Source organism: Xanthomonas sp. JAI131 (assembly GCF_013410075.1).
Taxonomy (GTDB): Bacteria; Pseudomonadota; Gammaproteobacteria; order Xanthomonadales; family Xanthomonadaceae; genus Xanthomonas_A; species Xanthomonas_A bonasiae.
Genome location: NZ_JACCCN010000001.1, coordinates 370,146 through 396,756 on the forward strand (window position 1 = coordinate 370,146; position 26,611 = coordinate 396,756).

Below are 26,611 nucleotides of genomic sequence, written 5' to 3' on the forward strand. Positions count from 1 at the left end.
AGCGCGCCGCCGCCGCGAGCGCACTAGGACTGGATCAGGTAAGGCGCGCCGCCGTCGTTGACGCCGATGGCCGGCGCGACATTGCCGAGCCCGACCGCATCCTGCGGCACCAATGCCGTGATCAGCGCCTGGTAGGCCTGGCTGGCCGAATTTTCCCAGTAGGCGAGTTGGCCGAACACGATGCAAGGCGGCGTGCTTCCCGGCGCCAGGCCGGTCTGCAACACGTTCAGTACCGTGGCTACGTCGGCGGCGGTGAACGTTTCGCCAAGGTTGTCGTAGAGGGGGAGATTGATCCCGATCAGGTTGCCGTTGCTCACCACGGCGATGCCCACGCTGGACAGCAAGGTGCTGAACTGCAACAGGGCGCCCTGGTTGTTGCCGCTTTCCAGATCCAGTTGCGCGAATTGCTGCGGGCCGATCGCCAGCGGATTGGAGGCTTGATTGAGGGAATAGCTCATATGCCGTGTCCTGAAGGAAGGAGGGATGCGGCCGGCCCGGCGCGTCCGCGGTGGGACAGCGGGCGCGCCGACGGCGATGCCCGCCGCGGGGGTGCGGACGGAGACCGGGCCGCGGCCGCCGCCTGGGGCGGCGACGGCCATGGCCGCCTTGCCTAGAACGTGGACACGAACGCCTTGTGAGTGCTGCCGCGCGCGGCGGCGGGCTCAACCCACCCGGGTGCCGAAGATGCGGTCGCCAGCGTCGCCGAGGCCGGGCAGGATGTAGCCCTTGTCGTTGAGGTGGTCGTCGATCGCGGCGGTATAGACCTCCACGTCCGGATGCGCCGCTTCCAGCGCGCGCAGTCCTTCCGGCGCGGCGACCAGGAAGATGCCCTTGATCCGCCGCGCGCCGGCGCGCTTGAGCATGTCCACGGTGGCGATCAGGGTGCCGCCGGTGGCCAGCATCGGATCCAGGATCAGCGCGTCGCGTTCCTCCAGGCGGCCGGTGAGGCGCTCGAAGTAGGGCACCGGTTGCAGCGTCTCCTCGTCGCGCTGCAGGCCGACCACGCTGACCCGCGCCGCGGGGATCAGCGCCAGCACGCCCGGCAGCATGCCCAGCCCCGCGCGCAGGATCGGCACCAGGGTGATCTTGGCGCCGGCGATGCGTTGCACCTGGGTGGGGCCGGCCCAGCCGTCCATCGTGTGTGTCTCGGTTTCCAGATCGGCGGTGGCCTCGTAGCCGAGCAGGGTGCCCAGTTCGGTGACCAGTTCGCGGAAGCCCTTGGTGCTCAGTGCGGCATCGCGCAGCAGGCCGATCTTGTGCTGCACCAGGGGATGGCGGACTTCGACGATCTTCATGGGCGCACTCGCAACGGGGGTGCGCACAGTGTGCCGCAGCCGGCTCCGTGGCCGCCAGCTGCCTGTCCGGCGCCGGGGTGTCACTAGCACGCAACGTGTCGGAAATATGTTGTTTCCCAATTCTTAACGTTAGATGGGGATCCGCATCCGTGCATACCGTGCCTAGCAAGACTCCGCTGTTCGTGGCGATCGCGTTCGGCCTGGGCGCCGCCTGCGCCGGCTACGGCGCGCAGGCCGCCGACGCCGCCGATGCGGCGATCGACCTGGAGCGGGTCGAAGTCCGCCCGCAACTCGAGGCCCAGGCCCGCGCGGTGGATCTCAAACGTGGCGCCGACGCGATCCTGGACGCGGTCTCGGCCGACGAGGTCGGCGACTATCCGGACCAGAACGTGGCCGAATCGCTGCAGCGCCTGCCCGGGGTCAGCGTCACCCGCGACCAGGGCGAGGGCCGTTTCGTGGTGGTGCGCGGGCTGGACGCGGCGCTCAACAGCGTCAGCATCGACGGCATCGCCATCGGCACCCCGGAGAGCGACAACCGCGCCGCGCCGATGGACGTGATCCCGTCCGAATCCACCGAGCGGCTGAAGGTGGTCAAGTCGCCGACCCCGGACATGCCCGGCGATGCGATCGGCGGCGCGATCCTGGTCGAGTCGGCCTCGGCGTTCGATCGCGACGGCCGCAGCATCCGCGCCAAGCTCGAGGCCAATCACCAGCAGCTCAGCGGCAAGACCAGCCCCAAGGCCTCGTTCAACTACAGCGACCTGTTCGCCGACGACACGTTCGGGATCGCGCTGGGCCTGAACTACCAGGACCGCGAGTTCGAGTCCGACAACACCGAAGGCGAGTACGACGCGATCGACAACGGCGACCTGGTCATGGTCGAGCAGCAGCGCCGCAAGTACCACATCGACCGCAAGCGCATCGGCGCCAATCTCAACCTGGACTGGCATCCGGACCAGGACAACCGCTACTACCTGCGCACGCTGTTCAGCAGCTTCAAGGATGCCGAGACCCGGCAGAACACGGTGATCTCCTTCGACGCCGACGACATCCAGGCCAACGGCGACGGCACCTACTCGGCGCCGGTGGACAAGCTGTCCAAGCGGGTGCGCTACCGCACCAAGCAGCAGGACACGCTGGCGGCGAGCTTCGGTGGCGAGAACAACCTGGGCGGCGCGGTGCTGGACTACCAGGCCGGCTATACCAAGACCCGCGAGCGGGTGAACGACGAGAAGGAGGCGCGCTTCAAGTACGACGGCGACGATCTCGACGCGACCATCGACCAGAACGGCCGCCTGCCGACCATCGGCCTGTCCGGCGACGACTGGGTGTCCAACGGCAACTACGTGTTCGACAAGTTCGTGCTCTCGCCCGGCCGCACCGACGACGACGAATACAGCGCAAAGATCAATGTGCGCTTCGACGCCGACAACGCCAGCTACAAATTCGGCCTGCTCGGGCGCTGGCGCGACCGCGACGTGGACAAGAACGAGAGCGAGCTGTCCGAAGGTCCCGACATCGACCTGGCCGACTGGACCGTGGCGCCGCCCGAACACCGCCACAACAGCCTGGGCCAGGCGTTGAGTTCCTCGGCGATGCGCGCCTACTGGGCGCGCAACGGCAGCCAGTACAGCGCCGACGACGGCGATGTCGGCAGCAATGCGGTCGGCGCGTTGTCGGAGGACTACGTCGCCAAGGAGGACGTGCTGGCCGCGTATGCGATGGGCACCCGGGATATCGGCGCGTTGCGGGTGATCGCCGGCGTGCGCGTGGAGAGCACCCGGTTCAAGGCCAGCGGCTACCAGGTCGACGTCGGCGACGACGGCGAGTCGTTCGCGGCCAGCGCGCTGCAGGCCAGCAGCAGCTACACCAATGTGTTGCCGGGCCTGCACCTGCGCTGGAACGGCGGCGAGGACTGGTCGCTGCGCGCGGCGCTGAACAAGACCGTGTCGCGGCCCGGCTTCGGCCAGGTCGCGCCGCATGCGACCATCAACAACGACGACGAGGAAGTGGAACTGGGCAATCCGAACCTGGATCCCTACGCGTCGACCAACCTCGACCTGTCGTTCGAGCGCTACCTGGGCAAGACCGGCATCGTCTCGCTGGGCCTGTTCGGCAAGTCGATCGACGGCTACATCGTGGACACGGTGATCGACAACGCGCCGGCCTACGCCGGTTACGACGTCAGCATGGCGATCAACGGCAAGCGCGCCAAGGTCTACGGCGCCGAGTTCAACTGGCAGCAGCAGTTCGCGTTCCTGCCGGAAGGCTGGAACGGCCTGCTCGGCGGCGTCAGCGGCACCTGGCTGCATACCGAGTTCGACCCGGGCCTGGACGATCGCGAAGGCGAGAACTTCACCTTGCCGCGCGCCTCCAGGAACGTCTATACCGCCTTCCTCGGCTACGAACGCGACGGTTTCTCCACCCGGCTCTCGGCGGTGTACCGCAGCGCGTACCTCGACGAGCTGGGCAAGGCCCGCGACTACGATATCTTCGTGGCGCCCAACACCCAGCTCGATTTCAGTCTCGATTACCAGGTGACCGACACTGTGCAGTTGTACTTCGACGCCTCCAACCTGCTCGACAAGCCGCTGGAGCGCTACCAGGGCACGCGTGCGCACACCCAGCAGTACGAGGAATACGGCCGCACCTTCGCCGTCGGCGTGCGGGTGAAGCTGTGACCGGTGCGCACTCGATGCTGCGCCTGGGGGCGCTCGCACTGGCCTGCGGGCTGCTCGTGGCCTGTGCCAACACGCGGTCGACCGGCGCGGCGGCGGCACCTGTCGCTACGCCCGTCGCCAAGCCGGCAGCGGCCGACCGCGAACCGGACGAGGGCGCGCAACACGATCCGTTGCTGAGCGAGGCCAAGCTGCCGCATGAGGTGATCGCAGAAGCGTTCCTCACCGCGTCCACCCCGGCCGACAACCTCGATTCGCCGGCCAGCTGGACCGCCCCGCAGGGCCAGCGTTGGATCATCACCACCGCCAAGAAGAGCGGCGAGCTGGTGGTGTTCGACGGCGACAGCGGCCAGCGCCTGCGCACCGTCGGCGGCAAGGGCGCCGCGCCCGGGCAGATGGACCGGCCCAACGGCATTGCCGTGGTCGGCGACCTGGCGTTGGTGGTCGAGCGCGACAACCATCGCGTGCAGGCCTTCTCGCTGCCGGACTTCGCCTCGGTCGCGCTGTTCGGCGCCGAGGATCTGAAGAAGCCGTACGGGCTGTGGGCGCAGCCGAAGGACGGCGGCATCGAGGTCGTCGTCAGCGACAACTACATGCTCGGCGCGGACGAGGAAACCGTGCCGCCGCTGGCGCAGCTGGGCCAGCGCTTCCGCCGCTACCAGCTGCGCAGGCAAGGCCAGGCCTGGACCGCGACGCTGACCCAGACCTTCGGCGAGACCTCCGCGGCCGGCGCGATCCGTATCGCCGAATCGGTGTACGCCGATCCGGCGCACGACCGCCTGCTGCTGGCGGAGGAAGACGTGGCCAGCGGCACCCGCCTGCGCGAATACGGCCTGGCCGACGGCAAGTACCGCGGACGCGACATCGGCGCCGACCTGTACAGGGCGCAGGCCGAGGGCATCGCGCTGCTGAGCTGCGCCGACGGCAGCGGCTACTGGATCGGCACCGACCAGTTCAAGGACCGCAGCCTGTTCCACGTGTTCGACCGGCAGACGCTGGCGCATGTCGGCGCCTTCGCCGGCAAGGTCACCGCCAACACCGACGGCGTGTGGCTGGATCAGCGCGGCGACAGGCGCTTCCCGCAGGGCGTGTTCTATGCCTTGCACGACGACCAGGCGGTGGCCGCGTTCGACTGGCGCGACATCGCGCGCAGCTTGCGGCTGAAGGAGTGCGCGCGCTGAGGTGGATGGCGATCTGCCGCGCAACCCGCGCGCAGATCGCCCTTGGCCGGCACCACGCGCTGCCGTAGCCGATCGATCGGTTTCGTTCGGATCGGTGGCGCTATGAGGTGCGGTCGAATCGTCCGGGGGATGCCGCGCTCGCGCGACTCACTGCGCCAGGCGGTAGAGCAGGAACGCCGCCAGTGCCAGCAGCGCCCAGCACAGCAGGCCGACCCCGATCACCGCGTCGTCGCTGGCGATCAGGCTGCCGCTGGCGTTGCGGTAGAACAGCGGCTGGCCGTGACGGCGTTTGCCGGGCCGCCGCGGTGGCCGGTCGCGGCGGGCTTCGGCGCGGATCCAGCCCAGCGACAGCACCGGCAGCAGCAGGCGGCCGCTCCAGTAGCCGAACAACTGCAGGACGAGTTCGAACAGCGGCCGGGCGATCGCCTCGGCCAGTTCCTGCACCATGTGCCAGCCGGCCTTAAGCGGCGGCCGCCTGCGCCAGGCGCGGGCCCTCGCGCAGCGCGCGGCCGATCAGGCCGACCAGCAGGTCCAACTCGTCGCTGTCCATCGCGAAATGCGGGGTGAAGCGCAGCGAGTTCTCGCCGCCGTGGATCACGTTGACCCCGTGCTGGCGCAGCCATTCCTCGGTGGAGCCGGCGCCGTAGCACTTGAACTGCGGCGCCAGCGCGCAGGAGAACAGCAGCCCGGTGCCCTGCACCTGGGTGATCAGCCCGCCGAGCTCGCTCTTGAGCTTCTCCAGTTTCTGTACCGCCTCGGCGCCGCGCGCGCGGATGTTGGCGCGTACCTGCGGGGTCAGCTGCGCCAGCGTGGCGCTGGCCACGTCCAGCGCGCGCGGGTTGCTGGTCATGGTGTTGCCGTAGGTGCCCTTGCGGTACAGCTGCGCGGCATGTTCGGTCACCGCCAGCACCGACAGCGGGTACTGCGCGGCGTTGAGCGCCTTGGAATAGGTTTCCATGTCCGGCGGATCGAGCTGTTCGAAGCCGGGGTAGTCCACCACCGACAGCACGCCGTGGGCGCGCAGCCCGGCCTGGATCGAATCGACCAGCAGCAGGCTGCCGTGGGCGCGTGTGAGTTCGCGCGCGGCGGCGTAGAACGCCGGCGGCAGCGCGCGGCCCGGGTCGCCTTCGCCCATCACCGGCTCCAGGAACACCGCCTCGACGAACCAGCCGTGCTGCTCGGCGTCGGCGAACGCCCGACGCAGGGCCTCCACGTCGTAGGGCGCGATCGCGATCACCGAATCCTCGCCGCGATAGCTGGCCAGGTGCTGCACGTAGGCCTTGCGGCTGGAATCGGAATACAGGCCCGGCCGGTCGGTACGGCCGTGGAAGCTGCCCTTGACCACGATGCGCTTGATCCTGGCGCCGGCATGGCGCGCGCCCGGATCGGTCTGCAGCTTGGCGTTGATGTCGGCGATACGCGCGGCCAGGCCCACCGCTTCGGAGCCGGAGTTGAGGCACATGAACTTGCTGTACGGACAGCCGCCGCGCTGCTGGCCGATCTCGGCGCGCAGCGCGCGGTCGAAGCGCAGCTGCGACAGGCTCGGGGTCATCACGTTGGCCATCGCCTGCGGCCGCGCCATCGCTTCCAGCACCGCGTCCGGGGTGTGGCCGAAGCCGAGCATGCCGTAGCCGCCGGCGTCGTACAGCACCGCGCCCTTCAGCGTGACCACCCACGGCCCGCGCGCGGCCAGCGCCACGTACGGGGTCACCGCGTCGTCGGCGTAGAAATTGACGAAGCCGGCCTGCAGCGTGCGGATCTGCTCGACCTCGTCCAGTTCGAGCAGGTCGGCGAACTCCGCGGCCAGGCGCGCATGGTCCGCGGCGGCGGCCTCGATCGCGGCGCCCAACTGCGGGTGCGAGGCGGCCAGGCGGTCGATGCTGGCATCGTCCAGGCCGGCGGTCAGGCGTTCGCCGGCATGGGCGCGCAGCGGGGCGAGGGGGCCGAGTACGGACATGCGGGATCTCCTGGAGGCGGGTCGTCTAGCGATAGACCTTCTATTATCAGGACCGGATCGTCGATTGGCAGAGTTGATTTGTGCAGGAAATCGGATAATTTCGTCGATTCGACGAAATCCGGCCGCGCATGAAGATCACGTCCTCCGACGAACGCCTGCTCTCGCTGCTGCGCGAGGACGCCCGCGCCTCCACCGCGCAGATCGCCCGCAAGCTCGGCCTGTCGCGCACCACCGTGCAGAGCCGGATCGAGCGGCTGGAACGCGAGGGGGTGATCTGCGGCTATACGGTGCGCACCCGCGGCGACTTCGAGCAGGGCCACATCCGCGCGCACATCCTGATCACCGTGCTGCCGAAGAAGATGACCTCGGTGGTCAAGGCGCTGCGCGAGATCGACGAGATCCGCGTGCTGCACTCGGTCAGCGGCTCCTACGACCTGATCGCGCTGGGCGTGGTGCCGGGAGTCAACGACATGGACGTGCTGACCGACCGCATCGGCGCAGTGGATGGGGTGGAGCGCACCACCTCCTCGATCATCTTGTCGACCAAGTTCGAGCGGTGAAAAGGCCGGGATTGGGGATTCGGGATTGGGGATTCGCAAAAGCGCAGTGCCTGCTCCGCTTTACCCAATTCCCAATCCCGAATCCCCAATCCCGGCCCTCCAGCTACAATGACCGGCCACCTGCACTGTGATACGCCGGCCTTGAAGAAGTCCGATTTCCGCTACGAGCTGCCCGAGGAACTGATCGCGCAGGCGCCTCTGGCCGAACGTTCCGCCAGCCGCCTGCTGCTGGTGCCGCCGGCGCCGGCGCCGTTCGCCGATCGCCAGGTGCGCGATCTGCCCGAGCTGTTGCAGCCGGGCGATCTGCTGGTGTTCAACGATACCCGGGTGATCCCGGCGCGGCTGTTCGGCAACAAGAGCAGCGGCGGTCGCGTGGAGATCCTGATCGAGCGCCTGCTCGGCGGCCAGCGCGCACGCGCGCAGCTGGGCGTGAGCAAGTCGCCCAAGGCCGGGGCCCGCATCGTCCTGGATGCCGGTGGCGAGGCCGAGGTGCTGGACCGCGATGGCGAGTTCTACGTGCTGCAATTCCACGTGCCCGACACGCTGGAAGCGTGGCTGCAACAGGCCGGGCGCCTGCCGTTGCCGCCGTACATCCGCCGCGACCCCGGACTGGACGACCGCGAACGCTACCAGACCGTGTTCGCGCGCGAGGCCGGCGCGGTCGCCGCGCCGACCGCCGGCCTGCATTTCGATGCGCCGTTGCTGGAGGCGCTGCAGGCGCGCGGCGTGAGCGTCGGCCATGTCACCCTGCACGTGGGCGCAGGCACCTTCCAGCCGGTGCGGGTTGAGGCGCTCGCGCAGCACGTGATGCACCGCGAATGGCTCAACGTCGGCGCCAGCCTGGTCGAGCAGGTGCGGCGCACGCGCGCCGCCGGCGGCCGCGTGATCGCCGTCGGGACCACGGTGGTGCGCGCGCTGGAGAGCGCATCGAAGGACGGCGAGCTGCATCCGTTCGCCGGCGAAACCCAGATCTTCATCCTGCCCGGCTACCGCATCCGCAGCGTCGATGCGATGGTCACCAACTTCCATCTGCCGGAAAGCACGCTGCTGATGATGGTCTCGGCCTTCGCCGGCCGCGAACGCATCTTCGACGCGTACCGGCATGCGATCGAACAGCACTACCGCTTCTTCAGCTATGGCGATGCGATGTTGCTGTGGGGCCGGGATTGGGGATTGGGGATTGGAGATTCGTAGAAGCACACTCTTACCCGTCACCGCCCGTGCGTTTGCCAATCCCGAATCCCGAATCCCGAATCCCGAATCTCGAATCCCGAATCTCGAATCTCGAATCTCGAATCTCGAATCCCGAATCCCGAATCCCGAATCCCGGCCTTTCAATGTCCCGATTGCAGTTCCAGCTAGACACCACCGACGGCGCCGCGCGCCGCGGCCGCCTGACCTTTCCGCGCGGCACGGTGGAGACCCCGGCGTTCATGCCGGTCGGGACCTACGGTTCGGTCAAGGGCGTGCTGCCCGAGCAGATCAAGGCGCTGGGCGCGCAGATCATCCTCGGCAATACCTTCCACCTGTACCTGCGGCCGGGGCTGGACGTGATCGGCGACCACGGCGGTCTGCACGGCTTCGCCCGCTGGGACGGGCCGATCCTGACCGATTCGGGCGGTTTCCAGGTGTTCTCGCTGGCGCACCGGCGCAAGATCAGCGAGCAGGGGGTGACCTTCGCTTCGCCGACCGACGGCGCCAAGGTGTTCCTGGGCCCCGAGGAGAGCATGCGGATCCAGAAGGTGCTCGACTCGGACATCGTGATGATCTTCGACGAGTGCACCCCGTACCCGGCCACCGAGGACGTGGCGCGCCGCTCGATGGAGCTGAGCCTGCGCTGGGCGCAGCGCTCGCGCGATGCGCACGAGGCCTTGAGCAACGACGCCGCGCTGTTCGGCATCGTCCAGGGCGGCGTGCATGCGGACCTGCGCACGCGCTCGATCGAGGGCCTGCAGGCGATCGGCTTCGACGGCTACGCGATCGGCGGGCTGGCGGTGGGCGAGCCGGAGCACGAGCGCAACGCGATGCTCGAACACCTGCATCCGCGGCTGCCGGCCGACCGGCCGCGCTACCTGATGGGGGTAGGGCGGCCGGAGGACCTGGTCGAGGGCGTGGCCCGCGGCGTGGACATGTTCGACTGCGTGATGCCGACCCGCAACGCGCGCAACGGCCACTATTTCACCTCGTTCGGCACCGTACGCATCCGCAACGCCCGCTACGAGCGCGACCTGGCGCCGATCGAGCCGGGCTGCGGCTGCCACGCCTGCAGCGGCGGCTATACCCGCTCCTACCTGCGCCATCTGGACCGCTGCAACGAGATGCTGGCGCCGATGCTGGGCACCCTGCACAACCTCTGGTACTACCAGAAACTGATGGCCGACATGCGCGCGGCGATCGCCGCGGGAACCTTTGCCCAGTTCCGGCGGTCCTTCTATGCGGCACGCGGGGTGGAAGCAACGCCACTCCCATCGGAGCAGGGATAAAGCCCCTCTCCCCCCGGGAGAGGGGTTGGGGTGAGGGTACGGGGCGCAGCCTCGCGGGCATCGAAAGCACACGAGGCTGCGCCCGTACCCTCATCCGCCGCTGCGCGGCACCTTCTCCCGGTGGGAGAAGGGGGGGGCTGCGGCCTGCTTCAGTAAGTGGCGGTGGCCTGTCGTAGCGGGAATAAGCCCCTCTCCCGTCGGGAGAGGGGTTGGGGTGAGGGTACGGGCGCAGCCTCTTGGGCATCGAAAGCACACGAGGCTTAGCCGGACCCTTATCCGCTGCTGCGCGGCATCTTCCTCCGAGAACGGGGCCATGGTCCCAAGGGGAGAAGGCAGGGCGCGACGGTCGTTCCGGGGGTAAGGGGAGATCGTGGCATAATCGGCGGCTGCTTGCCGCCTCCGGCGACAAACCAGCAGCCCGCGCCTTCGCCGGCGACGGGCTGCCCAAACCATAGGACACACCGATGAACCCGCTCGATTTCCTGATTCCCGTAGCCCAGGCGCAGACCGCCGGTGCCGCTCCTGCCGCTGGCGGCGGCATGCAGATGTTCCTGCTGCCGATCATCCTGATCGCGGTGATGTACTTCGTGATGATCCGCCCGCAGATGAAGCGGCAGAAGGAGCACAAGTCGATGCTCGACAAGCTCGGCCGCGGCGACGAGGTCATCACCTCCGGCGGCGTGGCCGGCGTGGTCACCGACATCGGCGACAACTTCATCACCGTGGAAATCGCCGACAACGTGCGCATCCGCGTGCAGAAGGGCGCCATCGGCAACGTGCTGCCCAAGGGCACGCTGAAGTCCGCCTGATCCATTTCTCTTACTGCTAGGCGCGGCGCCGGCGTGGCGTCGCGCGGGGTCCTGCAATGCTCGAGTTTCCGCGCTGGAAGTATTTCCTCATCCTGATCGTGCTGGCGTTCAGTGCGTTGTACGCGCTGCCCAACGTCTACCAGAAGGACCCCTCGGTACAGATCACCGCCAGCCGCGGCGGCCAGCTCGACGAGGCCCTGCGCGAGCGGGTCAGCGCCGAGCTGAAGGCGGCCGGGATCACTCCCAAGTCGGTGGCCAAGGAGGGCGACAGCCTGATGGTGCGCCTGCCGAGCCTGCAGGCGCAGACCCGCGCCAACGACATCCTGCGCCAGCAGGTGGGCGAGAACTACACGGTGGCGCTGAACCTGGCCTCGACCGTGCCGCAGTGGCTGTCGGCGATCGGCGGCAAGCCGATGGTGCTGGGCCTGGACCTGGTCGGCGGCGTGCACTTCGCGCTGCAGGTGGACCAGAAGGCGGCACTGGACAAGCGCCTGGACGCCTTCGCCGAGGACATCCGCACCACGCTGCGCGACAGCCGCATTGCCTACCGCTCGGTCGAGCGCCGTGCCGACAACAGCATCCAGGTCGGCCTGGGCGAGGGCGCCGACGTCAACGCCGCGCGTGCCGCGCTGGCCAAGGCGCAGCCGACGCTGAGCTATGCCGTATCCGGGCAGACCATCGCGGTCAGCGTGCCCGACGCCGAGCTCAAGCAGATCGCCGCCGGCGCGATCGAGCAGAACCTGACCACGCTGCGCAACCGCGTCAATCAGCTGGGCGTGGCCGAGCCGATCATCCAGCGCCAGGGCGAAGACCGCATCGTGGTCGAACTGCCGGGCGTGCAGGACACCGCCGAGGCCAAGCGCATGATCGGCGCCACCGCCACGCTGGAGTTCCGCGGCGTGGTCGAGGGCAATGCCGAGGACGCGGTGCGCACCGGCAACATCCCGCCGGAAGCCAAGGTGTTCCGCCTGCGCGACAGCGGCGCCCCGGTGCTGCTGAACAAGCGCGTGCTGGTGTCCGGCGACCAGATGGTCAACGCCACCGTCAGCAACGACCAGAACGGCCTGCCGGCGGTGTCGGTCACGCTCAACAACGTCGCCGGCCAGCGCATGTTCGACTACACCAGCGCCAACACCGGCAAGCTGATGTCGGTGGTCTACATCGAGCGCATCCCGACCGTGAGCATGGTCGACGGCAAGGAAGTGCGCAGCGTGCGGGTCAAGGAAGAAGCCCTGGCGCCGACCCGCATCGCCGGCGTGTTCGGCAAGAACTTCCAGACCACCGGCCTGGAGAAGGTCGAGGCCGAGAATCTGGCCAAGCTGCTGCGCGCCGGTTCGCTGGCCGCGCCGATGGACTTCGTCGAGGAATACGTGATCGGCCCGAGCCTGGGTGCGGAGAACGTCGAGCGCGGCGTCACCGCGGTGCTGTACGCGTTCCTGTTCACCCTGGTGTTCTTCGGCGTGTACTACCGCATGTTCGGCGCGATCACCTCGGTGGCGCTGCTGATGAACCTGCTGATCGTGGTCTCGGTGATGTCGCTGTTCGGCGCCACCATGACCTTGCCCGGCTTCGCCGGCCTGGCCCTGTCGGTCGGCCTGTCGGTGGACGCCAACGTGCTGATCAACGAACGTATCCGCGAGGAGCTGCGGCTGGGCGTCCCGCCGAAGTCGGCGATCGTGGCCGGCTACGACAAGGCGGGCGGCACCATTCTCGACGCCAACCTCACCGGCCTGATCGTCGGCGTGGCCCTGTATGCGTTCGGGACCGGCCCGCTGAAGGGATTCGCGTTGACCATGATCATCGGCATCTTCGCTTCGATGTTCACCGCGATCACCGTGTCGCGCGCGCTGGCGACGCTGATCTACAGCCGTCGCAAGAAGCTCAAGTCGCTGGCGATCTGAGCCGCACGCGAATCCTTCGCACGACCCTGCGCATCGCTGCGCAGGGGATGAACAATGCGAGTCCTTCGCAAGAGCCCGCCCATCGATGTGCGGGGTCCAAAAAATTGAAGAGCATGTCTCCATGAAAATCTTCCCGCTTCATCTGATCCCGAACGACACCAAGATCGACTTCATGCGTTGGCGGCGTCCGACCCTGGTGCTGATGCTGGTGCTGGCGGTGGCGTCGCTCGGGGTGATCTTCGCCAAGGGCTTCAACTACGCGTTGGAATTCACCGGCGGCGCGCTGGTGCAGACCAGCTTCCAGAAGCCGGTGGACATCGACCATGTGCGCGAGCAGCTGGCCACCGCCGGCTTCGAGAACGCGCAGGTGCAGAACGTCGGCAGCGGCAACGAGATCGTGATCCGCCTGCAGCCGCAGGGCGAGCACAACAACGAGGACGTGACCAAGAACCTCGCCGAGCAGGTGCGCAAGGCGGTGACCACCGCGGAGAACCCGGCGACGGTGAAGCCGGGCGAATTCGTCGGCCCGCAGGTCGGCAAGGACCTGGCGCTGAACGGCGTCTACGCGACCTTGTTCATGCTGGTCGGCTTCCTGATCTACATCGGCTTCCGCTTCGAGTGGAAGTTCGCGGTGGTGGCCAGCCTGACCGCGCTGTTCGACCTGCTGGTGACGGTGGCCTACATCTCGCTCACCGGCCGCGAGTTCGACCTGACCGTGCTGGCCGGCCTGCTATCGGTGATGGGCTTTGCGATCAACGACATCATCGTGGTGTTCGACCGCGTGCGCGAGAACTTCCGCAGCCTGCGCGTGGAGCCGGTGGAAGTGCTGAACCGCTCGATCAACCAGACCCTGTCGCGCACGGTGATCACCGCGGTGATGTTCTTCCTGTCGGCGCTGGCGCTGTACCTGTACGGCGGCAACTCGATGGAAGGCCTGGCGCTGACCCACATGATCGGCGCGATCATCGTGGTGGTGTCCTCGGTGATCGTGGCGGTGCCGCTGCTGTCGATCGGCCCGTTCCAGGTCACCAAGCAGGACCTGCTGCCCAAGACCAAGGACGTCGAGGCGTTGGCGCGTAGGCCCTGAGGGGCCGGGATTAGGGAGTCGGGATTGGGGATTCGCAAGAGCGGGTTCCCGGTTCTGTAACGAAAAAGCCGCGCATCTGCGCGGCTTTTTCGTTTTGGGAAGAGGAGAAGGTCAGCGATGGGTGCCGCTCTTGCGACTCCCCAATCCCGACTCCCCAATCCCGGCCCCATCAAAACTTCGCGTCGAACTCCGCCGCATACCCCGTATTGACGATCAGCTTCTGCAGCGCTTCGCTGACCTTGATGTTGCCGGCCACGATCTGGTACTGCGGGGTGCCGCGGTCGTCGATGCGGCCCGGGGTGGCGCCCTTGAAGTCGGTGATGCGACCGCCGGCCTCGCGCACCAGCAGCACGCCGGCGGCGATGTCCCAGGCCTTCACCCCGGCCTCGAAGTAGGCGTCGGTGCGGCCGCAGGCCACGTAGGCCAGGTCCAGCGCGGCCGAGCCGGTGCGGCGGATGTCCTCGGCCTGCACCATCAGCGCGTCCACGCACTTGAGCTGGGCGCTGGTGCGCTTGCGCTCGCGCGGGGCGAAGCCGGTGTTGACCATGGCGCCGTTCAGTTCCTTGCGCTCGCTGACGCGGATGCGGCGGTCGTTGAGCACCGCGCCGTTGCCGCGGCTGGCGGTGAACAGCTCGTTGCGCAGCGGATCGAAGATCACCGCGTCGATCGGCTCGCCGTTTTCGACCAGGGCGATCGACACGCAGTAATGCGGGAAGCCGCGCAGGTAGTTGCTGGTGCCGTCGAGCGGGTCGATCACCCACATGTAGCGGCCGCCGCCCTGCACGCCGCCTTCCTCGCCCATCACCCCGTAGTCGGGATAGGCGCGGCGCAGTTCCTTGACGATCACCTTCTCCGCATCGGCATCGACTTCGCTGGCGTAGTCCATGCGGTCCTTCTGCACCACGTTCAGTGCTTCCAGCCGGTTGATGTGGCGCAACAGCACATTGCCGGCGAGGCGGGCGGCCTTGACCATGACGGTGACGGCGGGTTTTTGCATGGCAACGGCTCCCGAGAGGGCGGAGAAGGATCTGGCGGAGGAAAAGAACAGTCCGGCGCGAAGGCCGGCCGCACAGTTTACCATCTACGCCCCGTTCGCTCCGCATCTTCCTGCCATGACCGCATCCGCCCGCATCCGCTTCGTCCTGGTCGGTACCCAGCACCCCGGCAATATCGGGGCGGCGGCGCGGGCGATGAAGACCATGGGCCAGGCGCGGCTGGTGCTGGTGGCGCCGGAGCGCGCGCTCGACGAGGACGGCTACCGGCGCTCGGCCGGCGCCGAGGACGTGCTGCAGCAGGCGCCGGTGCTGGCTACCCTGGCCGAGGCGGTCGCCGACTGCCAACTGGTGCTCGGCTGCACCGCGCGCAGCCGGCGGGTGTCGCTGGAAGAACTGCTGCCGGCGGACGGTGCGCAGCGGCTGGTGAGCGCCGCCGCCGAGCAGGCCGAGGTGGCGCTGGTGTTCGGGCGCGAGCGCACCGGCCTGACCAACGAGGAACTGCAGCTGTGCCACGCGGCGGTGCACATTCCCTCCGATCCCGCATTCAGTTCGCTCAACCTGGCCGCGGCGGTGCAGGTGCTGGCCTACGAACTGCGCCTGGCGTTGCTGCGCGGCGAGGCCGCGGCGCCGGCCGCCGCGGAACCCGGTTTCCGCGAGGCGCCAGCCAGCCATGCGCAGCTGGAGGGCCTGTTCGGGCAGTTGGCCGACACGCTGGACGACATCGACTTCCACAAGGGCCGCGCGCCGGATTCGGCGATGCGCAAGCTGCGCCGGCTGTTCCTGCGCAACGCGCTGACCGAGCAGGAAGTGCGGCTGCTGCGCGGCATCCTGTCCGATGCGCAGCGCATGGCGCGGCTGGCGGGCCAGGCGCGCAGTTAGTTTCGTGACCCGGGACCCGGCAAAGCGGGGATTCCGGTCGTCGGCGACGGATCGCTTGTCGCAGCGCACCGCAAGTTCTCTCGCTTGCCGCGCCATGACCGCCCCGAATCCCCAATCCCAAATCCCCAATCCCGGCGTCACCAGCTGTCGCCGGCTGACGCTTTCGGCTAGGCTTACAGCCTCTACATGGGGAATGTGGTTTGCAAAATCCGCGGTGGCGTTTCGTCATGGTGTGGCTGGCGCTGGCGATCTGCTGGCCTGGGCTGGCGCACGCGCGTCCGACGGTGCTGGTCCTGGGCCGCATCAGCGACAACCCCAAGGCCCATTACGAGCAGTTGAAGCCGTTGCTGGACTACGTGGTGCCGCGCATGCGCGATGTCGGCATCACCTCCGGGCAGATCCTGATGGCCCGCGACAGCCAGCAGATGAGCAGCTACCTGCGCCGCGGCCGCGTCGACTGGGTCACCGAGACCGCGGCCACCGCGATGGCGCTGCAACAGCGCGGCGGGGTGCGGCCGCTGCTGCTGACCGAGCGCAACGGCGTGCGCGAGTACCACACGGTGTTCTTCGTGCGCCGCGACGGGCCGGTGCACACCCTGCACGACCTGCAGGGCCGCACCCTGGCGCTGCAGAGCACCTTGTCCACCAGCGCCTACCTGGTGCCGATGATGACCCTGTTCGAGCACGATCTGCATCCGGAGATCCTGCTCTCGCCGAAGGATCAGGCCTCGGTGAACACGGTCGGCTACGTGTTCGCGCGCTCCGAGCTCAACATCGCCTCCTATGTGCACAAGCACCTGGTCGACGCCGGCGCGCTGAGCAACCTGGACTGGGACGACGACCGCCGCGTGCCGCCCGCGTTCCGCCGCGATTTCCGGGTGATCTACCGCACCGAGCCGTTCCCGCGCGCGGTGGAGATGGTGCGCAGCGACCTGGCCTCGCCGGTGGAGGCGCGTCTGCGCGAGGTGTTGCTGGAAGCCGCCGACGACCCGCAGGGCAGCGCCGCGCTGCACAAGTTCTTCGGCACCTCCGGCTTCTACCCGGTCGATCCGGCCTCGCAGAAGCGGCTGGACCAGCTGCGTGCCGGCGTTGCGCAGGTCAAGCTGGAAGTCGAATGAAGAGGCTGCGTTTCGGACTGCAGGCCAGGTTCCTGCTGGCGATGGGCGTGGCCGCGTTGCTGATCATGGCGATCCTGGCGTTGATGCTGGAGCGGCAGGCGGCGATGCAGAACGAGGTGCGCACGCTCAGCGGCAACGTGATCCATGGCCTGTTCGACCGCAGCATGCGCACCCGCGGCGAAACGCTGGCGCGGCAGCTGTCCGATTCGCTGGCCAATCCGGTGTACTACTCGGACCTGGACGCGATCGGCACCCAGGTGCGCGCGGCGCTGGGCTACGTGGCGGTGGCCTACGTGCTGGTGTACGACGCCGACGGCCGCCTGATCCACGACGGCAGCGACGATCTGCCCGGCTACGGCCAGCGCATGCGCGGCCCGATGGCCGATGCGGCGATCAAGGCCAACGGCCTGCTGGCGCAGGAATCCGACGAGATCCTGGACGTGTCGATGCCGATCATGATCGGCGACCAGCGCGTGGGCGGGGTGCGCGTGGGCATGTCCTGGACGCGGGCGCTGGTCTACGAGCGCAAGGCCGGCGAGAACCTGGACGAACGCCTGGATGCGCTGGGCAAGCGCCATCTGGGCTGGCTGTTGCTGCTGCTGGCGGCGCTGGGGCTGACCGCGGTGATGGTGGCGATCTATGTGCAGCGCACGCTGGTGGCGCCGGTGCGCTGGCTGGCCGCGGCCGCGCGCCAGATCGAGGCCGGCGACTACGTGGTGGAGCGCCGCGACAGCGGCCGCCACGACGAGGTCAGCGAACTGCTGCGTGCGTTCGGGCGCATGAGCGAGGCGATCGCGCGCCACGACCGCGACGTGCGCCACATGGCCTATACCGATGCCCTGACCGGGCTGACCAACCGGCTCGCGTTCCGCGAAGCGCTGGACCACCGCATGCTGTCGGCGCGCGCCTCGCACCGGCGCCTGGCGCTGCTGTTCGCCGACATCGACGACTTCAAGCGGATCAACGACACCCTCGGCCACGAGGCCGGCGACGAGGCGCTGCTGCAGTTCGCGCGGCGCATCCAGCTGGCGGTGGATCAGCTGGGCGGGCACGACGCGCTGCTGGCGCGCTTCGGCGGCGACGAGTTCGTGATCCTGGTCGAGGACGAGCACGTGGTGCAGGTCGCCACCGGCCTGGCCGAGCGCCTGGTGCAGGAACTGCGCGAGCCGCTGCGGATCCAGGACCGCGAGGTGTTCATGGGCACCTCGATCGGCATCACCGTCTACCCCGGCGATGCCGAGGACGCCTCGGCGCTGTTGAAGAACGGCGACATCGCGATGTACCAGGCCAAGCTGGCCGGCAAGAACTGCCACCGTTTCTACAGCCGCGCGATGGACTATGCGGTGGAACGGCGCGTGCATATGGAGCACGAGTTGCGCGGCGCCTGGGACCGCGACGAATTGAAGCTGGTGTACCAGCCGATCTTCCGCACCCTGGACCGGCGCATGGTCGGCGTGGAAGTGCTGTTGCGCTGGCAGCATCCGGCGCTGGGCACGATCTCGCCGACGGTGTTCATCGACGTGGCCGAGCAGAGCGGATTGATCGAGAGCATCGGCCCCAAGGTGCTGCGTGCGGCCTGCATGGAGGCCACGCAATGGCAGCGCTTCGACGGCAGCCGCGACCTGTTCGTATCGGTCAACGTGTCGCCGCGGCAGCTGCGCAGCGGCGACCTGCCGGAAATCGTCGCCGACTGCCTGCGCGAATCCGGGCTGCCGGCGGCGCAGCTGCACCTGGAACTGACCGAGACCGCGGTGATCGGCGACGAGCTGCAGGCCGCGAGCATGCTGGCGCGGTTGCATCGCACCGGGGTCAAGGTGTGGCTGGACGACTTCGGCACCGGCTTCTCCGGGCTGAGCCACCTGCGCCAGGTGCCGGTGGACGGGGTCAAGATCGACAAGAGCTTCGTCGCCGACCTGCAGCGCGATCCCGACGACCTGGCCCTGACCACCGCGATCATCGCCATGGCGCATTCGCTGGGCATCACCGTGGTCGCCGAGGGCATCGAGCAGGAAGTGCAGTTCGAACTGCTGCGCGAGCGCGGCTGCGAACTGGGGCAGGGGTTCTGGCTCAGCCATCCGCTCAGCGCCGCCGAGTTCCGGCAATTGCTGGCCAACGAGGGCATGCCGCGCGGCTAGGCGCGGTGCCGATTCGGGCGATCGCGCGCGTTTTTTGTAGGAGCGGCTTCAGCCGCGACAGGCATTGTCGGTAACGCCTGTCGCGGCCGAAGCCGCTCCTACGAAAGGCGGTGCCTCACCGCGCCACGTCGGGAATCGACACCCCGGCCTGGCTCTGCCGCACCGGTTGCATGGTGCCGTCCGGGTTGTAATGCAGGTACTCCACCGTCACCGCGCGCCGGCCGATGGCGCCGTTCAAGTCGCCGATCGCCAGGGTCGCGTTGTGCAGGAACAGGTACCAGTGCCGCTTGAACTCGACGATGCCCGGGTGGATGGTGAAGCTGTACTTGCCCGAGCCGGTCAGTTCGCCGCGATAGGTCCACGGCCCGGTGATGGCCGGCGCGGTCGAGTAGGACACGTGCTCGTCGCGTTGCGTGGCCCGGTCCAGCGAGGCGTAGGTCAGGTAGTACAGATCGCCGCGCTTGTGCAGCCACGGACCTTCCTCGAAATGCGGCGGGGTGATCTCGCGGATCGGGCCGTCGAGTTCGATCATGTTCGGCTTGAGCTTGGCCAGATAGCACTGGCGGTTGCCCCAGGCGATCCAGGTGCTGCCGTCGTCGTCGGTCAGCACGGTCGGGTCGATGTCTTCCCAGCTGTGCGTGCCCTTGGGCGTCATCTCATTGGTGATCAGCGCCGAGCCGCGCGCGTCCACGAACGGGCCGGTCGGCGTGTCCGCGACCGCCACCGCGATCGCCTTGCCCGGATGCGTGGCGTCGTGCTCCACCGCCGCATAGAAATAGAACTTGCCGTTCTTCGCGATGGCCTGCGATGCCCACGCATCCTGCTTGGCCCACTTGAAATCCTTGACGTTCATGATCGGCGCATGCGCGGTCCAGGTCTTCATGTCCCTGGTCGAATAGACCAGCCACTCGCGCATGGTGAACATCTCGTCGCGCTGCGCCTCGTCGTGGCCGACGTACAGATACAGCGTATCGCCGACCACCAGGGGCGCAGGGTCGGCGGTGAACCGGTCGCGGACGATGGGATTGGAGCCGGCGGCCGCTGGCGGCTCCGCCGCGACCGCTGCGGTTGCCGCCGCGGCAAGCAGCGCTACGAGTCCGAAGCGGCATCGCCGGCGGCGCCAGGTCTTGGTCAAGGCATGCATCGGGGTCTCCCTTTGGTAGCGCTAGCATCGCGGCGCAGCGGCGGCCGCATGCGCAGCCTAACTGAAGTGCCGGGACTGGGGACTGGGGACTGGGGACTCGGAGGAGTGGGGGAGCAGTACTGCAAGGCTCTTAATAAAATTGGCCGCGTAGATAGCGGCTTTTTTATTCGGTAAAGGGTGCCAGGGAATGGGGTGTCGCCGTCGTTCCCGGCGTCCCGGCTTTTGCTGTTCCGGGTCCCGGGTCCCGGGTCCCGCGTCCCGAGTCCCGGCTCAACCTACAACGCGCGCTTGCCCGTATCGCCAGGGATCTCGCGCACCAGCTTCGGCACCAGATAGCCGGACAGCCGCGCGGCCAGGGCCTGGTGCAGCGCACGCGCGGTGGCGTCGTCCACTTCGAAATGGGCCACGCCTTCGACCTTGTCCAACTGGTGCAGGTAGTAGGGCAGCACGCCGGCGGCGAAGCTGCGCTCGCTCAACGCGGCCAGCGCGGCGACGCTGTCGTTGACCCCGCGCAGCAGCACCGCCTGGTTCAGCAGTTGCGCGCCGGTGCCGCGCAGCTGCGCCAGCGCGGCATCCACGCTGGCGTCGAATTCGTTGGCGTGGTTGGCGTGGATCACGAACGCCACTGGCCACGGCAGCGTGCGCAGCCAGGCCAGCAGCGGCGCATCGACGCGCTCGGGCAGTACCACCGGCAGGCGGCTATGGAGACGCAGGCGCTTGAGGTGCGGAATGGCCGCCAGCGCCTCGCTCAGCTCGACCAGCTTGGAGGTGGCCAGCGACAGCGGGTCGCCGCCGGACAGGATCACCTCGTCGATGTCCGGATCGGCGGCGATCGCCGCCACCGCCTCGCGCCAGCCGTCGCGCGCCGCGGTCTCCTCGGCATACGGGAAGTGGCGGCGGAAGCAGTAGCGGCAGTGCACCGCGCAGCTGCCGGTGGCGACCAGCAGCGCGCGGCCGCGGTATTTCTGGATCACCCCGTCGGCCTTCTTGGCCGCGGCGTCGCCGACCGCGTCCAGCGCGAAGCCCGGCACCCGGCGCAGCTCGGCATCGATCGGCAGCACCTGGCGCAGCAGCGGATCGTGCGGGTCGCCATGGCGCATGCGCGCGACGAAGCCGCGCGGCACGCGCAGCGCGAACTGCGTCGCAGCCTGTTCGGAGACGCCAAGCGCCTGCGGGTCCAGCCCCAGCAATGCCAGCAACTCGCGCGGGTCGCGCACGGCATCGCGCCACAGCTGCTGCCAGCGCGGCGGGGCCAGGACGGCGGGGGACGGGGACGGCTGCATCGGGCGGGGGGCTGCGGTTATCATATGCGGTCATAAAACGAGTGCCCGCCGGTTGCGGCGGGGCTTTCCATTCTATCCGGCCGGCCGCCGAACGCGGCGGGTTTGCCTTACCCGAGGAGTTTCAGATGGCCAGCTACGGCATGAACGACGTCAAGACCGGGATGAAGATCCTGGTCAACAACGAACCCGCGATCATCACCGAGACCGAATACGTGAAGCCGGGCAAGGGCCAGGCCTTTACCCGCATCAAGTACCGTTTCATCAAGTCCGGGCGCGTGGTCGAAATGACCATGAAGGCGACCGACAGCGTGGAAGCGGCCGATGTGGTCGATACCAACATGCAGTACCTGTACACCGACGGCGAGTACTGGCACTTCATGCAGCAGGAGACCTTCGAGCAGGTGCAGGCCGACAAGGTCGGCGTCGGCGACGCCGCCAAGTGGATCAAGGGCGAGGAGGATTGCGTGGTGACGCTGTGGAACGGCACCCCGATCCAGGTCACCCCGCCGAACTTCGTCGAACTGAAGATCGTCGAGACCGACCCGGGCGTGCGCGGCGACACCTCCGGTGGCGGCGGCAAGCCGGCCACGCTGGAAACCGGCGCGGTGGTGCGGGTGCCGCTGTTCGTCGGCCAGGATGAAATCATCAAGGTCGATACCCGCTCGGGCGAGTACTTCTCGCGGGTCAAGTAAGCCGACGCGCCTGCGGCCGCAGCCGGCCGCGGGCGTGCCCATGCGCTGGCGTGCGGCGGCCAGGCACTGCAATGCCGGATCGCCGCGGGGCGGTGCCGGCCGACCCCGCTTCCAGGAATTTCCGTGACGACCAGCCACGCCGACAGCGCCGATGCCAAGTACCCGCACGACCGGGTCGTGTTCTTCAGCGATGCGGTCTTCGCCATCGCCATCACCTTGCTGGCGGTGGAGATCAAGGTGCCGGGGCATGCGCAGGTCGAGGCCGCCGGCGGCATCCTGGCCGCGCTGCACCGGATGCTGCCGCTGTTCATCGGCTTCGCGGTGAGCTTCCTGGTCACCGCGCTGTTCTGGAAGTCGCACCTGCAGCTGTGCCGGCATATCCGCCAGTTCGACGACCGGCTGATCTGGCTCAACGTGCTGCAGCTGCTGCTGATCGGCCTGCTGCCGTTTTCCACCGCGCTGTATTCGGACTATTTCGGCAGCCAGGAGGCGTTCTCGGTGTATTGCGCGCATCTGGCCGCGATCGGCCTGGCCGCCTACCTGCTGCATGCCTATGCGGTGCGCAAGGAGGGCCTGGCGCAGCGCCTGGGCGCGCTGCAGGCGCGTGCGATGACGCTGCGCGTGGCGGTCGCGCCGGTGGTGTTCGCGCTGTGCATTCCGCTGGCAATGGTGGCGCCGTGGCTTGGACGCCTGGGCTTCCTGGGGGTGTTCGTGTTGCAGTGGCTCGTGATGCGCGTGTACCAGCGGCGCATTCGCCAGGCGCAGGCCGCCTGATCCTTCCATTTCCAAAGAGCGTGCGATGACCTCCATTCCCGAATCCTGCGACCTGCTGATCGAAGCCGGCTACGTGGTCCCGATCGAGCCGCATGCGGTGGTGCTGGAAGACCACGCGGTGGCGGTGCGCGGCAGCGAGATCGTCGCGGTGCTGCCGCGCGCCGAGGCGCAGGCGCGCTTCGCCGCCGCGCGCACCGTGTCGCGCCCGGACGCGGCGCTGCTGCCGGGCCTGGTCAACGCGCACACCCACAATCCGATGACGCTGCTGCGCGGCATCGCCGACGACCTGCCGCTGATGGTGTGGCTGCAGCAGCACATCTGGCCGGTGGAGACCGCGGTGATCGGCCCGGAGTTCGTCGCCGACGGCACCGCGCTGGCGATCGCCGAGATGCTGCGCGGCGGCACCACCTGCGCCAACGAGAACTACTTCTTCTCCGACGTGCAGGCCGCGGTGTACAAGCAGCACGGTTTCCGCGCGCGGGTGGGCACGGTGATCATCGATTTCCCGACCGCCTGGGCCAAGACCTCCGACGAATACTTCGAACGCGCCTGCGAGGTGCACGACCAGTGGCGCGACGATCCGCTGATCGGCATCGCCTTCGCCCCGCACGCGCCGTACACGGTCAACGACGCCAACTTCGAGCGGGTGCGGATGCTGTCCGACCAGCTCGACGTGCCGGTGCACCTGCACACCCACGAGACCGCGCAGGAAATCGCCGACTCGCTCAAGCAGTACGGCCAGCGCCCGCTGGCGCGGCTTGACCGGCTCGGCCTGGTCAACGACCGCCTGATCGCGGTGCACATGACCCAGCTCACCGACGCGGAGATCCACCTGTGCGCCGAGCGCGGGGTCAGCGTGGTGCATTGCCCCGAATCCAACCTCAAGCTCGCCTCCGGCTTCTGCCCGGCCTGCGCGCTGCAGCGCGCGGGCGTGAACCTGGCGATCGGCACCGACGGCTGCGCCAGCAACAACGACCTGGACATGTTCAGCGAGAACCGCACCGCGGCTATCCTGGCCAAGGCGGTGGCCAACGACGCCACCGCGCTGGATGCGGCCACCACGCTGCGCGCGGCCACGCTAGGCGGCGCGCGCGCGCTGGGCTTTGGCGAGAAGATCGGTTCGATCGAGGTCGGCAAGCAGGCCGACCTGATCTGCGTGGACCTGTCGGCGCTGGAGACCCAGCCGCTGCACAACGTGCTGTCGCAGCTGGTATATGCGGCCGGCCGGCAGCAGGTCAGCGACGTGTGGATCGCCGGCCAGCGCAAGCTCGAGCAGCGCATGCTGGTGGACATGGACGCCGACGCGCTGGTCGCCAACGCGCGGCAGTGGCGCGAGCGCATCCGCAGCGTGCACGCCTGATCCGCTTTACTGCCGTGCCGCGATCCGCGCGCGGCCCAACCGAGATGCCGCCATGACCGCTTCCGCTTCCAACACGTCCGCCAACTTCGATCAGGCCGAACTGGACAAGTTCGGTGCGCTGGCCACCCGTTGGTGGGATGCCGACGGCCCGCAGAAACCGCTGCACGCGCTGAACCCGGTGCGCCTGCGCTACGTCGCCGAGCGGCTGCCGTTGCGCGGCGCCAGCGTGCTCGACGTGGGCTGCGGCGGCGGCCTGCTCAGCGAGGCGCTGGCCAAGGAAGGCGCGCAGGTCACCGCGATCGACCTGTCGCCGGAGCTGGTCAAGGTGGCGCGGCTGCACCAGTTCGAATCCGGGGTGGAGGTCGACTACCGCGTGCAGTCGGTCGAGGACCTGGCCGCCGAGCGCCCGGGCAGCTTCGACGCGATCACCTGCATGGAGATGCTCGAGCACGTGCCCGATCCGGCGGCGATCGTGCGCGCCTGCGCGACCCTGCTCAAGCCCGGCGGCCAGCTGTTCCTGTCCACGCTCAACCGCACCCCGGCCGCGTTCGCGCTGGCCATCGTCGGCGCCGAGTACGTGGCGCGGCTGCTGCCCACCGGCACCCACCGCTACCAGGATTTCATCAAGCCGGCCGAGCTGGCGGCGTGGCTGCGCCAGGCCGAGCTGCAGCTGCACGACGTCAGCGGCATGCTGTACGAACCGTGGCGCAACCGCGCGCGGCTGTCCACGCGCACCGAGGTGAATTATCTGGCGTGTGCGGTGAAGCCGGGAATCGGGAATGGGGAGTAGGGAATCGGCACAGCCGCCGCGCGACGGATTCCCGCGCGCGGTGCTGTTCGACCTGGATGGCACGCTGCTGGACAGTGCGCCGGATCTGCTGGCCGCGGCCAATGCGCTGCTGGCCGAGCGCGGGCGTGACGCGCTGACCCTGGAGCAGCTGCGCCCGGTGGTGTCCAAGGGTTCGCGGGCGATGCTGGGCGTCGCCTTTCCCGAGCTGCCGGCCGCCGCGCGCGATGCGCTGATTCCCGATTTCCTGCGCCAGTACGAAACCCTGATCGGCCGGCATTCGCAGTTGTTCGACGGCATCGCGGCGTTGCTGCAGCGGCTGGAAGACGCCGGCTGCCTGTGGGGCATCGTCACCAACAAGCCCGAATATCTGGCGCGGCTGATCCTGCCGCAGTTGGGCTGGGAACGGCGCTGCGCGGTGCTGATCGGCGGCGACACGCTGGCCGAGCGCAAGCCGCACCCGCTGCCGCTGCAGGTCGCCGCACAGCGCATCGAGGTGCCGCCGGCGCAGGTCGCCTACGTCGGCGACGACGAACGCGACATCCTCGCCGCGCGCGCCGCCGGCATGGCCTCGGTGGCGGTGCTGTGGGGCTACCGCCTGGACGGCGAGGATCCGCTGGCCTGGCGCGCCGATGCGCTGGTCGCCGCGCCCGCCGACTTGCTCGATGCGCGCGCCTGGCCGGGCGCGCCGCAGCTTCCCTGACCTTCCGGACTTCCCGATCGCATGAGCAGCACCTCCGCCCTGGATGCCTTCCTCGACAAATGGCGCAGCCGCTGGCCGGAATGGACGGTGGCCGAGACCTTCGTGCCGGCGCCGCAGCGCGCGCGCGCGGTGGCCTGGTTCGCGCTGCTGCAGGAATTCGACGACATCCTCAACATCGCCGGCGATCCGCTGCCGGCCGACGCCAAGCTGGCGTGGTGGGGCGAGGAATTGCGCAGTTGGGCAGGGCAGCGCTCGCGGCATCCGCTGGGGCGGGTGCTGGAGCCGGTCGCCGCGCCATGGGCGCAGCTGGCCGAGGCCTTGCCGGGGCTGCTCGCCTCGCGCGCGGCCGCGGCCGATCCGGCGCATGCCTACGAGCGCCTGGAGGCGTTCGCGTTGGCCGCGGCGCAGGTCGAATGCGCGGTGTTCGAGGCACAGCGCGATGCGGCGGCGGCGCTGGCCACGCAGGTGCTGGCGCAGCGGCTGGCCGACGCCGGCATCGCCGCGGTGCCGCTGTCGCTGCGCGGCGGCGAGGCGGCGCAGGCGCAGCAGCGCTGGGCGCAGGCCTTGCTGCAGCGCTGGCCGCGGCGCGTGGCCGGGCCGCGGCCGCGGCGCATCGTGTCGGCGTTGGCGCGTGCGCGGATCGGGCAGCAGGCCCGCGCCGTGCGCAAGCCGCCGAGCGCGATGGCTACGCTGTGGCGCGCCTGGTGGGCCGGCCTGGGCTGAGCGCCGGGCCGGTCCGCAGCGCCGCTCCTGCGCGCGCCCGGGGCCGCGTCGTCCCCGGGCGCAGACG

At 68.8% G+C, this 26,611-nt stretch carries 24 protein-coding genes; 17 read left to right on the forward strand and 7 right to left on the reverse strand.

What is annotated here, in order from left to right; all coding sequences use genetic code 11:
* Window positions 1-23: 23 nt before the first annotated feature.
* Window positions 24-458, reverse strand: coding sequence for a hypothetical protein (locus HDC36_RS01535; protein ID WP_179563907.1), 435 nt, complete (start codon window positions 456-458; stop codon window positions 24-26).
* A 204-nt stretch (window positions 459-662) separates the two neighbouring features.
* The gene (upp, locus tag HDC36_RS01540) at window positions 663-1,295 is read right to left on the reverse strand and encodes a uracil phosphoribosyltransferase (RefSeq protein ID WP_145700641.1); all 633 of its coding nucleotides are present in this window, start codon (window positions 1,293-1,295) and stop codon (window positions 663-665) included.
* Window positions 1,296-1,495: 200 nt separating this feature from the next.
* On the opposite strand from upp, the gene HDC36_RS01545 reads away from it, so the two are divergent.
* Together HDC36_RS01545 and HDC36_RS01550 are read left to right on the forward strand one after the other, a co-directional pair.
* Window positions 1,496-3,976, forward strand: a complete 2,481-nt coding sequence (locus HDC36_RS01545) for a TonB-dependent receptor (RefSeq protein WP_343204317.1) — start codon at window positions 1,496-1,498, stop codon at window positions 3,974-3,976.
* 14 nt (window positions 3,977-3,990) lie between these two features.
* A complete protein-coding gene (locus tag HDC36_RS01550) occupies window positions 3,991-5,154 on the forward strand; it encodes a phytase (protein WP_179565535.1) in 1,164 nt (387 codons plus the stop codon).
* A 147-nt stretch (window positions 5,155-5,301) separates the two neighbouring features.
* Here the strand turns inward: HDC36_RS01550 and HDC36_RS01555 are convergent, their stop codons facing one another.
* A complete protein-coding gene (locus HDC36_RS01555) occupies window positions 5,302-5,601 on the reverse strand; it encodes a hypothetical protein (protein ID WP_179563909.1) in 300 nt (99 codons plus the stop codon).
* 13 nt (window positions 5,602-5,614) lie between these two features.
* Window positions 5,615-7,111: an aminotransferase class III-fold pyridoxal phosphate-dependent enzyme gene (locus HDC36_RS01560; RefSeq protein ID WP_179563910.1), complete on the reverse strand. Its 1,497-nt coding sequence runs from the start codon at window positions 7,109-7,111 to the stop codon at window positions 5,615-5,617.
* Between the two features lie 128 nt (window positions 7,112-7,239).
* Here HDC36_RS01560 and HDC36_RS01565 point away from each other — a divergent pair, with 128 nt between their 5' ends.
* The 6 genes from HDC36_RS01565 to secF all read left to right on the forward strand — a co-directional run bounded on the left by HDC36_RS01565 (window position 7,240) and on the right by secF (window position 13,951).
* Entirely contained in the window at window positions 7,240-7,671 is a 432-nt protein-coding gene (locus tag HDC36_RS01565) for an Lrp/AsnC family transcriptional regulator (RefSeq protein WP_179563911.1), read from the forward strand.
* A gap of 141 nt (window positions 7,672-7,812) precedes the next feature.
* Entirely contained in the window at window positions 7,813-8,865 is a 1,053-nt protein-coding gene (gene queA, locus HDC36_RS01570; protein WP_255432562.1) for a tRNA preQ1(34) S-adenosylmethionine ribosyltransferase-isomerase QueA, read from the forward strand.
* A 143-nt stretch (window positions 8,866-9,008) separates the two neighbouring features.
* Window positions 9,009-10,154, forward strand: coding sequence for a tRNA guanosine(34) transglycosylase Tgt (gene tgt / locus HDC36_RS01575; protein WP_179563913.1), 1,146 nt, complete (start codon window positions 9,009-9,011; stop codon window positions 10,152-10,154).
* 464 nt (window positions 10,155-10,618) lie between these two features.
* Window positions 10,619-10,963 (forward strand): preprotein translocase subunit YajC, encoded by a 345-nt coding sequence (gene yajC, locus HDC36_RS01580; RefSeq protein ID WP_145700623.1) that lies wholly within the window; start codon window positions 10,619-10,621, stop codon window positions 10,961-10,963.
* A gap of 56 nt (window positions 10,964-11,019) precedes the next feature.
* Window positions 11,020-12,864 (forward strand): protein translocase subunit SecD, encoded by a 1,845-nt coding sequence (gene secD, locus HDC36_RS01585; RefSeq protein WP_179563914.1) that lies wholly within the window; start codon window positions 11,020-11,022, stop codon window positions 12,862-12,864.
* A gap of 121 nt (window positions 12,865-12,985) precedes the next feature.
* Window positions 12,986-13,951, forward strand: a complete 966-nt coding sequence (gene secF / locus HDC36_RS01590; RefSeq protein ID WP_179563915.1) for a protein translocase subunit SecF — start codon at window positions 12,986-12,988, stop codon at window positions 13,949-13,951.
* Between the two features lie 169 nt (window positions 13,952-14,120).
* On the opposite strand, the gene HDC36_RS01595 is transcribed toward secF, so the two are convergent.
* Window positions 14,121-14,948 carry an inositol monophosphatase family protein gene (locus HDC36_RS01595; RefSeq protein ID WP_179563916.1) on the reverse strand — a complete coding sequence of 276 codons (828 nt, stop codon included), beginning with the start codon at window positions 14,946-14,948 and terminating at the stop codon, window positions 14,121-14,123.
* Window positions 14,949-15,063: 115 nt separating this feature from the next.
* Here HDC36_RS01595 and HDC36_RS01600 point away from each other — a divergent pair, with 115 nt between their 5' ends.
* The 3 genes from HDC36_RS01600 (at window position 15,064) to HDC36_RS01610 (ending at window position 19,078) form a co-directional block, all read left to right on the forward strand.
* Window positions 15,064-15,825 (forward strand): RNA methyltransferase, encoded by a 762-nt coding sequence (locus HDC36_RS01600; RefSeq protein ID WP_179563917.1) that lies wholly within the window; start codon window positions 15,064-15,066, stop codon window positions 15,823-15,825.
* A gap of 227 nt (window positions 15,826-16,052) precedes the next feature.
* Window positions 16,053-16,943 (forward strand): phosphate/phosphite/phosphonate ABC transporter substrate-binding protein, encoded by an 891-nt coding sequence (locus HDC36_RS01605; RefSeq protein WP_179565537.1) that lies wholly within the window; start codon window positions 16,053-16,055, stop codon window positions 16,941-16,943.
* Window positions 16,940-19,078 carry an EAL domain-containing protein gene (locus tag HDC36_RS01610; RefSeq protein WP_179563918.1) on the forward strand — a complete coding sequence of 713 codons (2,139 nt, stop codon included), beginning with the start codon at window positions 16,940-16,942 and terminating at the stop codon, window positions 19,076-19,078. The genes HDC36_RS01605 and HDC36_RS01610 overlap by 4 nt, the downstream gene beginning before the upstream one ends.
* Window positions 19,079-19,193: 115 nt before the next feature.
* On the opposite strand, the gene HDC36_RS01615 is transcribed toward HDC36_RS01610, so the two are convergent.
* Together HDC36_RS01615 and epmB are read right to left on the reverse strand one after the other, a co-directional pair.
* A complete protein-coding gene (locus HDC36_RS01615) occupies window positions 19,194-20,222 on the reverse strand; it encodes a glycoside hydrolase family 43 protein (RefSeq protein WP_179563919.1) in 1,029 nt (342 codons plus the stop codon).
* A gap of 275 nt (window positions 20,223-20,497) precedes the next feature.
* Window positions 20,498-21,529, reverse strand: a complete 1,032-nt coding sequence (gene epmB / locus HDC36_RS01620; RefSeq protein WP_179563920.1) for an EF-P beta-lysylation protein EpmB — start codon at window positions 21,527-21,529, stop codon at window positions 20,498-20,500.
* Between the two features lie 101 nt (window positions 21,530-21,630).
* Between epmB and efp the strand changes: the two genes are divergently transcribed.
* The 6 genes from efp (at window position 21,631) to HDC36_RS01650 (ending at window position 26,544) form a co-directional block, all read left to right on the forward strand.
* On the forward strand, window positions 21,631-22,197 hold the full coding sequence (efp, locus tag HDC36_RS01625) for an elongation factor P (protein ID WP_179563921.1): 567 nt from the start codon (window positions 21,631-21,633) through the stop codon (window positions 22,195-22,197).
* A gap of 123 nt (window positions 22,198-22,320) precedes the next feature.
* On the forward strand, window positions 22,321-22,971 hold the full coding sequence (locus HDC36_RS01630) for a TMEM175 family protein (protein ID WP_179563922.1): 651 nt from the start codon (window positions 22,321-22,323) through the stop codon (window positions 22,969-22,971).
* Window positions 22,972-22,996: 25 nt separating this feature from the next.
* Window positions 22,997-24,331 (forward strand): TRZ/ATZ family hydrolase, encoded by a 1,335-nt coding sequence (locus HDC36_RS01635; protein ID WP_179563923.1) that lies wholly within the window; start codon window positions 22,997-22,999, stop codon window positions 24,329-24,331.
* A 52-nt stretch (window positions 24,332-24,383) separates the two neighbouring features.
* Window positions 24,384-25,121, forward strand: coding sequence for a bifunctional 2-polyprenyl-6-hydroxyphenol methylase/3-demethylubiquinol 3-O-methyltransferase UbiG (gene ubiG, locus HDC36_RS01640; RefSeq protein WP_179563924.1), 738 nt, complete (start codon window positions 24,384-24,386; stop codon window positions 25,119-25,121).
* Entirely contained in the window at window positions 25,111-25,821 is a 711-nt protein-coding gene (locus HDC36_RS01645; protein WP_179563925.1) for a phosphoglycolate phosphatase, read from the forward strand. The genes ubiG and HDC36_RS01645 overlap by 11 nt, the downstream gene beginning before the upstream one ends.
* Before the next feature lie 21 nt (window positions 25,822-25,842).
* Window positions 25,843-26,544 (forward strand): phytoene/squalene synthase family protein, encoded by a 702-nt coding sequence (locus HDC36_RS01650; protein WP_179563926.1) that lies wholly within the window; start codon window positions 25,843-25,845, stop codon window positions 26,542-26,544.
* Window positions 26,545-26,611: the final 67 nt, after the last annotated feature.